This window comes from Streptomyces sp. NBC_01707 (assembly GCF_041438805.1).
GTDB lineage: Bacteria > Actinomycetota > Actinomycetes > Streptomycetales > Streptomycetaceae > Streptomyces.
In genome coordinates this window covers 6,144,461-6,155,828 of the sequence record NZ_CP109190.1, presented here as the reverse complement: position 1 = coordinate 6,155,828, position 11,368 = coordinate 6,144,461, and the positions used below count along the sequence as shown (strand labels likewise).

7 protein-coding genes are annotated in these 11,368 nt (G+C 69.9%); 2 read left to right on the top strand and 5 right to left on the bottom strand.

The genetic code is table 11. The features are described from left to right. The first annotated feature begins 25 nt into the window (after positions 1-25). Positions 26-2,197 (top strand): bifunctional glycosyltransferase family 2 protein/CDP-glycerol:glycerophosphate glycerophosphotransferase, encoded by a 2,172-nt coding sequence (locus OG963_RS27670; protein WP_093776719.1) that lies wholly within the window; start codon positions 26-28, stop codon positions 2,195-2,197. 70 nt (positions 2,198-2,267) lie between these two features. Here the strand turns inward: OG963_RS27670 and OG963_RS27665 are convergent, their stop codons facing one another. The 5 genes from OG963_RS27665 to OG963_RS27645 form a co-directional block, all read right to left on the bottom strand. Beyond that, the gene (locus OG963_RS27665; protein ID WP_030922887.1) at positions 2,268-2,642 is read right to left on the bottom strand and encodes a hypothetical protein; all 375 of its coding nucleotides are present in this window, start codon (positions 2,640-2,642) and stop codon (positions 2,268-2,270) included. Between the two features lie 79 nt (positions 2,643-2,721). Beyond that, entirely contained in the window at positions 2,722-4,239 is a 1,518-nt protein-coding gene (locus OG963_RS27660) for a bifunctional glycosyltransferase/class I SAM-dependent methyltransferase (RefSeq protein ID WP_093776717.1), read from the bottom strand. Positions 4,240-4,268: 29 nt separating this feature from the next. Continuing rightward, on the bottom strand, positions 4,269-5,513 hold the full coding sequence (locus OG963_RS27655) for a glycosyltransferase family 39 protein (protein ID WP_107441124.1): 1,245 nt from the start codon (positions 5,511-5,513) through the stop codon (positions 4,269-4,271). A 234-nt stretch (positions 5,514-5,747) separates the two neighbouring features. After that, positions 5,748-9,314: a bifunctional glycosyltransferase family 2 protein/CDP-glycerol:glycerophosphate glycerophosphotransferase gene (locus tag OG963_RS27650; RefSeq protein ID WP_177309281.1), complete on the bottom strand. Its 3,567-nt coding sequence runs from the start codon at positions 9,312-9,314 to the stop codon at positions 5,748-5,750. 362 nt (positions 9,315-9,676) lie between these two features. After that, positions 9,677-10,285, bottom strand: a complete 609-nt coding sequence (locus OG963_RS27645; protein WP_030922875.1) for a TetR/AcrR family transcriptional regulator — start codon at positions 10,283-10,285, stop codon at positions 9,677-9,679. A gap of 130 nt (positions 10,286-10,415) precedes the next feature. Between OG963_RS27645 and OG963_RS27640 the strand changes: the two genes are divergently transcribed. Then, a complete protein-coding gene (locus tag OG963_RS27640; protein ID WP_037822519.1) occupies positions 10,416-11,366 on the top strand; it encodes an ABC transporter permease in 951 nt (316 codons plus the stop codon). Positions 11,367-11,368 lie beyond the last annotated feature (2 nt).

Genomic DNA, 11,368 nt, shown 5'->3' with positions numbered 1-11,368 from the left:
TGCCAGTGACCCAGAAAGAGCGTGTATGCCCCGGCTGAGTGTCATCATCCCCGTCCGTCGCGCCCGAGGACATCTGCGCGAGTGCCTGGAGTCGGTGCTCTCGCAGTCGTTCACGGATATCGAAGTGATCGGCGTCGACGACGGGGCGCCGGACGGTTCGGGACTGCTGCTGGACGAGTTCGCCGCCCGGGACGACCGGGTGCAGGCCATCCATCTCCCGGCGGGCGAGGGGCCCGCCGGGCGGCGCAACGCCGGGGCCGAGCGGGCCGTCGGGAACCATCTGCTCTTCCTGGAGGGGAACTTCGTCCTGCTGCCGGGTGCGCTGCAGGCCGTCGCCGACGCGCTGAACGCGGCGGGCGACCCGGAACTGCTGCTCTTCGGCCATCACAAACGGTCGTTCCGCGGCAGGCCGCGGCCGACCCGGTCGCTGGAGCTGCTGCACGAACTGCCCGCCGGTCCCCTCACCCTCGCCGACCACCCCGAACTCCTCGACGTCGCGCAGGTCTCCTGGAACCGGGCCGTACGCCGAACCCTCCACGAGTCCGAGAAGCTGGCCTTCGGCCCCGGACAGCACGGCGAGCGGATGTACGCGCTCCAGACGCTGGCCGCCGCCGCGTCCGTCGCCGTCCTGCCGGTCGCCTGTGTCGAGCACCGCCAGCAGCGCTATCTGCCGGAACTCGCCGACGAGTCGGAGCCGACCGACGGCAGCACACCCCTCCAGCTCGTCGAGGCGTACTCGGGGCTGATGACGTTCCTCCGGGACCGGCCGGCCCTTCATCCGCTGCGGACACTGCTCTTCGAGCGGGCCGCCCAGGAACTCCTGGCCGGATACCCGTCGGTGGAGCGAAGGCGCAGGCGGTACGTGCGGTCCGTGGCCGAGTTCCACCGCAGGCACCGGCCCGAGGGGCACCGGTTCCCGGGCGGCGCGAGGGGGCTGCGGCCACAGCTGATCGGCGGTGGCCGGTTCGGCGCACTCGGCGCCCTCGACACCGTCCTCGCCGTGCGCCGGACGATGCGCTCCGTGCCCGCCGCAATCCGGGCGCGTGCGAAGCGCACGCTGTCCGCGCGCTACTACTGGTGGCAGCGCAGGCGCCCACTGGACCGCGGACTCGCCGTCTACGCCGCGTACTGGAACCGCGGGGTCAGCTGCAACCCGGAGGCGATCTTCCGCAAGGCCCAGGAGCTGGCCCCGCAGGTCCGCGGGGTGTGGGTGGTTTCGAAGAACCAGGTGGACACGGTGCCGCCCGGCATCGACCACGTGGTGCCGGGGACCCGCCGCTACTGGGCGACGCTGGCCCGTGCCACGTACTTCATCAACAACGTCAATTTCCCCGACCACCTGGTCAAACGCCCGGGTCAGGTCCATGTGATGACCCACCACGGCACCCCGTTGAAGATCATGGGACTGGACCAGCAGGACTATCCGGCGGCGGCGCAGGGGCTGAACTTCGACCGGCTGCTGCAGCGCGTCGACCGGTGGGACTGGAGTATCTCCGCCAACCCGCACTCCACGGAGGTGTGGGCCCGCGCCTACCCGAGCGCCGCACGCTCGCTCGAAACGGGCTACCCGCGCAATGACGTCTTCTCCACCGCGACGGCCGGGCAGATCGCCGAGATCCGGGCGGCGCTGGGCATCCGCCCCGGTCAGCGGAGCGTGCTCTACGCGCCGACCCACCGCGACTACGAGGCGTCGTTCACCAGCAGGATCGATCTGGAACGGCTCGCCGACGCGCTCGGCCCCGACACCGTGATCATGGTCCGGGCGCACTACTTCTACGACGATGCGGGGCTGCCGGACCGTCCGTCGATCCTCGATGTCTGCGACCATCCGCGGATCGAGGAACTGTGCCTGGCGGCCGACGCGCTGGTGACGGACTACTCGTCGGTGATGTTCGACTATGCCGCGCTGGACCGGCCCATCGTGGTGCACGCCCCGGACTGGGAGATGTACCGCACGGTGCGCGGGGTCTGTTTCGACCTGCTGTCCGGGGAACCGGGAGACACCCCGGGGGCCGTCTCCACGAGCACGGACGAGCTGGCGCGGATCTTCCTCGACGGTACTTGGAACAGCCCGGAGAACGAGGCGCTGCGGGCCGCGTTCCGGGCGAGGTTCTGTCCGTACGACGACGGGCGGGCGGCGGAGCGGGTGGTTCGGGCGGTGCTGCTGGGAGAAGGCGGGGCACCCGGCGGGCGTTAGTCCTCGATCGCCGGGCGCGCTCGTTCCTGCCGCCCGGCGATCGATCGCGCACCCGCTCCCGGGACACGTCTCAGCGTTGCTGGCCCGCCATGACCGTGACGAGGCCGATGACCACGAGCAGCGAACCGCCCCAGGTCCACATCGAGGTCCGCTCGTGCAGCACCGTCGATCCGGCCAGCACGATCAGCAGATAGCCGAGCGCGTTGAACGGGTACGCGATGCTCAGCGGCACCTTGGCCAGCGTCGCCATCCAGGCGAGCGCGGACACCGCGAAGACGAGGAGCCCGAGAACGACCCACGGGCTGGTCGCCGCGCGCATCGCCAGGGATCCGCCCTCACGCCCGACGGTCGCAGCGGCGCCCTTCATCCCGTGCTTGAGCATGATCTGGCCCCCCGCCGACGCGAACACGGCGAACAGCAGCAGCGTCAGACTGGGCAGGGTCAAGGTCTTGCTCCTGACGGGGGCGGCGGGCACCGGCTCGGGGGCAGGTACGGAGTGGGGCGCTGAGGCGGCGGTGGCCGTCTCAGACTCCGACCCGGCCGGCAGGGACGTACTGTCGGTTGAGGATGTCCTGTACATCGACGTGCTCTCCAGCGATGATCGTCTCGGCCGCATGCGGGGTGAGCAATGCGACGTGCTGATAGCCGAACAGCGTCGGCCGGACCCTGGTCAGCAGCTTCGACAGGCCGCCGAGGGTCGTGGCGAGCGGTCCGCGACCGCCGAGCAGCGACCAGAACGGCGCCCCGGTGGACGCGATGTCGAGGACGTCGTAGCCGGCGTTCCGGACGGTGCGACGCAGGCTGGCCCGGGTGAAGAAGCGCAGATGCGTCTCGTCGAGGATGCCGCGCCGGTCGTAGTCGAAGACCCCGAGCGCGACCCTCAGCCGTGAGTACCAGTGGCTGAAATTCGGTACGGACAGCAGCACATGGCCACCCGGCCGGAGCACGGTCGCGGCCTCGGAGAGGACGCGTTCGGGACGGGAGAGGTGCTCGATTACATCGCCGGCGACCACATAGTCGAAGTCGGCGCCGATCTCGTCGGGCAGCCCCTCCTCCAGGTCGGCGAGGTGGAAGTGCGTGCATTTCTCGCGGACGCCCGGGACCTCGATGTAGTCGACGCCGGTCACTTCGTGGCCGAGCGCCTCCAGACGCTGCGCGAACAGGCCACCGGAACAGCCGAGATCGAGGACGCGGCCGGGCGGGAGTGCTCGCATCTTCTCCAGGATGACGGCGTGCGAGGAACCGTCGCCCTCCTTGAAGGCGTACTCGACGGGCTTGGGGATCCAGGCGCAGGTGCCGAACCCCTTGATGGCGAGGCGGTATTCGAGGACATCCTTGACGACGTCCTTCGCGTACTTCATGCCGTTGACGTAGCAGATCTCGTCGCCGTAGTAGGTCGGGACGGGGATCTCCTTGATCCGCATCCCTTCGTTGAGCAGCTGGACGATGATCTGGGTGTCGAAGTCGAACGCGTCGGTGTTCCGGGCGATGGGAAGTTTCTTGAGCGCCGCGACGCTGTAGGCGCGGTAGCCGGAATGGAATTCGGTGAGCTTCGAGCCGAGGAGCCTGTTCTCCAGGCGGGTGAGAATGCGATTGCCGAGCCACTTGTACATCGGCATGCCGCCCTTGAGGGCGCTGCCGGACTTCATCATCCGCGAACCGAAGACGGCTTCGCATTCGCCGCGCTCGATCGGTGCGACCATGTCGGGCAGCAGTTCGGGGGCGTACTGTCCGTCGCCGTGCAGCAGCACGATGATGTCCAGTCCGTGTTCGGCGGCCAGCGCGTATCCGGCCTTCTGGTTTCCGCCGTATCCGAGATTCTTGGTGTGCCGCATCACGACGGTCCGCGGCATTCCCTCCGCCAGCGACCAGCGGCATCCGGCGGTGAAGGTCGCATCATGGCTCGCGTCGTCGAGAATGAGGATCTCGGAGACCCGGGACCGGAAATCCTCCGGAATCCGGTCGAGGGTCTTCTCCAGCGTCGTCTCGGCGTTGTACGCGACCACCAGGATGCCGATCCTGGGGCTCGTGCTTTCCTTCACGGGAGGTTCTCCAGTGTGCTCGGGTGTGGTCAGTTGACGGCGGAACCGAACGGATGAGAAGTGCGGGACGCAGTGACCGCTGCCGGTTCGGCGTCGGGGGACGACGGGGGCCCGTCCGGCGGGGCGGCGAGGATCCCGCGGACGCCTCTGACCAGACAGACCGCGAGCACGAACCAGCCGGCAGCGCCGAGTTGCAGCACCGTCTCGCTCCAGCGCACGGCGGAGCGCCCCTGGTAACCGAGGACGGCCGCCCAGCCGAGCAGGCAGTTGTACGCGACTCCTTCCCAGAACCCGATGACGAACATGGCGGCGGCAGCCCAGGTCAGGTACTGCAGGCCGGACGCGGTGGAGAGCAGCAGCAGGAGGCCCATCGTCACGGCGACGACACCGGGCAACTGCCCGGGCCGCACCCAGGCCAGCCAGACACCGACGGCCACACAGATCAGCACGAAGAGGAAGTGGCCCTCGCCGCGCATGAAGGCGATGAAGGACTCCGGCAGGCCGAGCACATCTGCGAACCGGACGAGGCCCCAGAGGCGGTAGCCGCCCCCCGTGTACTCCAGGACGTTCTCGCTGAGGTTCTCCGGCACGGTCACCAGCGCGGGTCCCCAGACGAGCGCGACCAGCCCGGTGAACCCCGCGGTGAAGCGGACGAGCACCGGCCGGCCGGCCCGTAGCGCGACGACGAAGAGCGCCGGGATCACCACGACCGGGATGAACTTGACGCTGATCGACAGCGCGGCGGCCACCCCGGCGGCCAGCGGCGACCTCCGGTCGGCCAGTAGATACGCGGCGGCGAGGGCGAAGACGATGGCGACCGCGTCGGTGTTGCCGTGGTAGCCCGAGGTGGCGATCAGCACAGGACTGAGGGCCACTCCGATCCCGCAGGCGACCGCGGTGCGCAGACTGCGACGCCGCCGGACAATTTCGAACACGATGAGTGTGCAGAAGAAGTCGGCGATCGAAGCAGGTGACCGGATCAGCGTCCCGAACGGAATTCCGAGTTCGGCGAGTTCATTCAGCCCGAGGAGCATCCAGCCGGCCAGCGGCGGATGATTGTAGACGGGCAGTCCGGGCAGCGGCTGCTCATAAATACGAACGGGGCCGTAAACGGTGACGGCCTTGGCGAAACTTTGGAAAATACGAACATCAGCGGGGCCCGACGTGTTCGCCGCGATCAGCATTCTGCCGAGCAGCCCTATGGCCGCGGCGACGAACACGACAGCTCTTGCGCGCCGCACGCTCCAGGCGTCGCACCACGTTCGGATACCCATGAAAACGAACGTAGCAACCCGCAGCCGCTATCCAGTGCACCGATCAACATACTAAAGCGAACGAGTGAATCGCTCCCCGCCCATCTGCACGTACACCGGGGGGTGCGATTCACTCGAACGGTTTACTTATCACCCATTGTGCGGGCGCTTCCTGGCCGTTCACCACCGTTTCACCCGGGAGTCCGGTTCCGGTGCCGCACGGGTACGGGGGCCGGATCCGGACTCCGGGGTGGACTACCGGGGGTCGGGCTGCAGCATCCGGTCGACCACCCGCTGCGCCGCATGCCCGTCGTCGAGGTCACAGAAGTCGCGCCGGAATGCCTCGTACGCCTGCGCGTGTCCCGCGGTGGCCCGGACCGGGTCGCGAAGTGCCTCGACGAGATCCGCGGAGTCGGGGATCAGCGGGCCAGGGGCGCGGTTCTCGAAGTCGAAACAGAAGCCGCGCAGGGTGTCACGGTAGTGAGCGAGGTCGTACGTGTGGAACAGCATCGGGCGGCCGGTCTGGGCGAAGTCGAACATCAGCGAGGAGTAGTCGGTGACGAGCGCGTCGCTGATCAGCATCAGCTCGCCGACGTCCCCGTAGCGCGAGACGTCCCGCACGAAGCCGCTGCCGGTGTCCGGGAGCCGGTCGGTGACCAGGTAGTGGCGCCGCACCAACAGCACGGTGTCCGAGCCGAGCTCACGTTCGGCGGCGGCCAGGTCGAGCTGGAGGTCGAGGGCGTATCTGCCACCGACCTGCGGCTGGTCCTCACGCCAGGTCGGCGCGTACAGCACGACCCGCTTGCCCGCGGGGATCCCCAGTCGCTCCCGTACCGCGGCGGCCACCTTGGTGCGGTCCGAGGCATGGAAGAGGTCGTTGCGGGGGTAGCCGCACTCGAGCATCTCCCCCCGATAGCCGAAGGAGCGCCGCAGGACGGGGGTGGAGAAGCTGTTCGGGGAGACCAGGACGCTCCACTGGCCGGCGCGCTGCTCGATGGTGGCGATGTAGGCGGCATTGGCCTGCGCCGTGCCCGCGAGGTCGAGGCCGATGCGCTTGAGCGGGGTGCCGTGCCAGGTCTGGACGACAGTCTGGCCGTCGCGCCGCTCGAACCATTCGGGCAGCTGGGTGTTGGTGACGATGTGGCGACTGCGGGCCAGCGCCTCGTGCCAGGCGGCGGAGCCGTGGACGACGGCGGTGGCGCCTGCGGGGATCCGGGCCTGCTGATCGCGTACGACCCACAGATGCTCGAACGCGGTGGTACGGGCGGCCAGTTCCTCGTAGATCGCCCGCGGCGAGTCTGAGTACTGGCGGCCGTCGAAGCTGCTGTGCAGGACGGTGTCGCGCAGGGGGGCGGTGCGCTGTCCGGCGTACGCCTCGCGCAGCAGCCGCTTGCCGCGGGCGCCGCGTTCCGCCGGGGTGAGCATGGACGCTGCGTTGACGAGCAGCTGGTCGTGGTAGCGCCGCTCGATGACGTAGGTACGTCCCGCGAGCGTACGGGCGGCGGGAAGGGTGCGGTGGGCGGCGGCCGGGATGCGCAGCGGCATGTCGCCCGTGTCGTCCGCAGAGCCCTTCGGGCGGAGGAAGAAGTACCAGTGACCCTCCCCCAGGGGCAGCGGGCCACCGGGCGCTTCGACGGCGTCGGGCCGCAGCTCGGCCCGGAACCGCCGGGCCTGCGCGGGCCCGGAGAACACCACCGGGAAGACGGCCTCCTCGTGGTGACCGCTGTGCCGGGCCACCAGGTCGACGGGCCGGTCGTGGTCGGCGGGGAAGGTGCCCTCCAGGAGCAGCAGCCCGTCCTCCGTCCAGCTCGCCAGCTCGCAGGCGGGCTGCACGGGCCGGTCGCTGACCAGCAGATTGCCCCGGGAGCTGGCGGTGAGCGCGAGCTCACGCGGCTCGTCGCCGCCCGCTTCCGGTGCGGGCGAACCGATCGGGTAGCGGCCCGGCGGAACGGGCCCCGGCACATCGACCGGTGTCCTGCGGCCGTCCGGTCCGACCAGATGCAGGCTGTAGGCGACGGCGGCCGCCTCCGTCGTCGGCCGCGCGTCGGTGACCGCTGCGAGCGGGATCGCGGCGGTGAAGCGCCGCCAGCCCGACGCCGACGGGACGGCGCCCTCGTGGACGGTCGCCGGGAAGTCGAGGGAGGTACCGGAGGGACGGTGGGTGAGACCGATGCGGACCGGCCCCTTGCCGAGACGTTCCCGGATCATGCCACTGATCACCACGGTGGCGGTCCCGTCACCCGCGTCGCCCGGCCGGTGCGTCTCGAACCGGGCGTCGATCCGCTCCGCGTGCACCACCAGCTTGCCGCTCTCGAAGACGGGCACGATGCGGTGGTCACCGTCCGGCCGGTGCACGGGCGGCGCCGCCGCGGCCACGTCGGTGGAGACGTCGGAGCGGCGCAGCATTCCGTGTCCGGCGATGCCGACCTCGAAGCGCCAGGTGAGCCGTTCGGTGTTGCCGTCGGCGGAGATCCGGAGCCGGGCCGGGTCGATGACCGTCTCGAAGCCGGACCGGTCGTAGTCGTGCAGGCTCTGCCGGGAACGGGCGGTGGCCTCCGGCTCGTCGACCGTACGCAGCCGTAGCGGCACCACATGCCGGCGCCCGGCCCGCAGCCAGCCGGCCCGGAACTCGCTGTGCCACGAGCCGGCGGGCAGGTTGCGGATGTACGCGTACCCCTTGAGGTGCAGCTTGCCGCCCTGCCAGTGCGCCTCGCGCAGCCGGGCGGTGAGCGGCAGGTCCCGGTCGCCGACCCGTAGCACCGAGCTCGGAACCGGCCCGGTGAGGGCCGGGTACGAGGCGGTGTGGCGCCGCACGCCCTGTACGGCGAAGGCACCCGGTTCGGCCTTGTCGTGGGCGAGCAGCTCCAGAAGTTCGCCGGTGCGCCGTTCGCGTACGAGGTGCCACATCAGCCGCAGCCGCAGCGGCAGCCCGTCGAGGACGGCCGGGTCGACCTGGTCGGTGAACTCGTTGGCGTACGTGAGGAAGGCGCGGCGGTACTCGTCGTCCCCGTCGGGCAGCGCCTCCATGAAGTACCAGAGGTCGTTGGCGAGGACATGCGCCTCGTAGCGGCGTTTGTCGGCGGCGCTGCGGTGCTGTTCGAGGAAGGTGGAGACGCCCAGTACGTGCGAGGCCCGGTCCCGGATGCCGCGGACGACGGCGCGGCGGGTGGTGATCGAGCCGGCCCGGTCGCGCCAGTGGTAGACGGCGTCCTTGACGACGTCGACGGAGCGGGCCAGGAAGTGGGCGGGGAGGACGACGGGGATGTCCTCGTAGAGGGTGCCGACCGGGAAGGCGAAGGCGTGTTCGTCCCAGAAGGACCGGCGGAAGACCTTGTTGCAGGCGATCCGGTCGGCGGCGAGATCCCAGTCGCGGGAGATGTGGGTGCGCAGCCGGGTGGTCGCCATGGGCTTGCGGAAGTTGGGCGACTGCTGGAGCTTGCCGGAGGCCCGCAGCCGGAGCACATTGCCGGATGCGATGTCCGATCCCGTCTCGTCGAGTGCGCCGACGAGGAGTTCGTACGCCCGGGGCGGCACGATGTCGTCGCTGTCGACGAAGGCGACGTAGCCGCTGTCCGGGTCGCAGTTGCGGACCCCGGTGTTGCGGGCGTGCCCGAGGCCGCCGTTCTTCTGGCTCACCAGCCGGAACCGGCTGTCCTGTTCGGCGAAGGCGGTGGCCAGGGCGGCGCTGCCGTCGGTGGACCCGTCGTCGACCATCACCACCTCCAGGTCGTCCATGGTCTGCTCCGCGAGGGACTTCAGGCAGTCCGTCAGATAGAGCTCCACGTTGTACACGGGGACGACGACACTGAGCCGTGGCGGCATGTTGAGCACGTCCGTTCATCAGGGGCCTGGTTGTCCGTATGGCTCAACCGCGTGAACGGCCGGGGGTCACCGGTTACGGCCTCGAACGAGTGACACCACAAGCCGTTGAGGAACACCATCGCACCACGCGGTCGGCGACGTGGCCGCCATGGTACGGACCGGAGCGCTCCCGGAACATGTCCCGGAGCCCGGCCGCCCGCTGTGACCTCTGCTCCCCGGTCCGAAGACGCCCGGCAGCTCGCCCTCGGTGGCGGTGACGGCTCCGGGGGTGTCGCCGTGGCGGCCGGACAGGGCCCCAGCTCACGCGTCGTGCGGGCCCCCGGTGAGCCGACCGGGCCGGGGCGCAGCCGATGGCCGGGCGGTCAGTTCTTCTTGAGGGCGGCGACGGCCGATTCGGCCAGATCGTCCAGATAGCCCTTGGGCAGATCACCGCGGACCACGGCGAGCCGCCAGTAGAGCGGGCCGACGATCAGGTCCAGGGCGCGGTCCGGGTCGCTGTCCTCGGGCAGCTCACCGCGGGCGACGGCGTCCCGGACGACCACGGCGGCGATGCCCTGCTGCGGGTCCAGCAAGGCCGACTTGATCGTGTCGGAGATCTCCGGGTTGCGCGCCGCCTCGACCAGAAGATCCGGGATGACCTGCGAGGCGACGGGGTGGCGCAGCGCATAGGCGGCCAGCTGGAGCACGGCGCGGACGTCCCCGTACAGCGAACCGGTGGCCGGCGCCGGCATCCCCTGGACCGCGACGGCGGAGACCAGGTCGAGGACGAGGGCCAGCTTGGACTTCCAGCGGCGGTAGACGGCGGTCTTCCCGACGCCCGCGCGCCGGGCGATGCCCTCGATCGACATCCGGGCGAAGCCGACCGCCGCCAGTTCCTCGAAGACGGCGCTGCGGATGGCATCGGTCACGTCCTCGCGCAGCACTGCGGCTCCGGCGGGGACGCGGCGGCGGGTTCCCGGGTCGGTGGTCATGACCCGAATGATAGTCCGTAACGACGAAACGGTTGCGTTGCGACGTGGTCACGTCCTACTCTCGGCGTTGCGACGATACGGTTCCGTTCCGGCGTTCGCGATGGTTCCTGTCCTCCCGTCGAAAGCGATCGTGGTGAGCCAGACAACAGCCCCGCCGACCACTCCGGCGGTGACCGACGCAGCCTCCGCCCCCCTCCTCCCGGTCTACGGGCCGGGTGAGCTCGCCGCACTGGCGGCCCGGCACGGGCTGACCGTGAGCGGGGCCCGGCCGACGCTCGGTGCGTACGTCCGGCAGCTGTGGGGCCGCCGGCACTTCATCACGGCGTTCGCCACCGCCAAGCTCACCGCCCAGTACAGCCAGGCGAAGCTCGGCCAGATCTGGCAGATCATGACCCCGCTGCTCAACGCGACGGTCTACTACTTCATCTTCGGCATCCTGATGAACACGAAGAAGAACGTCGAGGACTTCGTTCCGTTCCTCGTCACGGGCGTGTTCATCTGGACCTTCACCGCCAGCTCGATCACCGCGGGCACCCGCGCGATCAGCGGGAACCTCGGCCTCGTCCGTGCCTTGCACTTCCCGCGCGCCTCACTGCCCGTCGCCCTGGCGCTGCAGCAGCTCCAGCAGCTGCTGTTCTCCCTGGGCGCGCTGGTCCTGATCCTGATCGGGTTCGGGCAGTTCCCCCGGCCGTCGTGGCTGCTGGCGATCCCGGCGCTGCTCCTGCAGGCCGTCTTCAACACCGGGCTCTCGATGGTCGTGGCGCGGCTGGCCGCCCGGACGCCGGACATCGCGCAGCTGACGCCGTTCATCCTGCGCACCTGGATGTACGCGTCGGGCGTCATGTGGAGCATCGACAAACTCCTCAACGGGGACCGGGTTCCGCACCTCGTGAAAGTGGCGCTGGAGTGCAATCCGGCCGCCATCTTCATCGACCTGATGCGGTTCGCACTCATCGACAGCTTCAGCGGGGCGCAGCTGCCCCCGCATGTGTGGGCCGTCGCCACGGGCTGGGCGCTCGTGTGCGGAGTGGGTGGCTTCGTGTACTTCTGGAAGGCCGAGGAGCGGTACGGACGTGGCTGAGA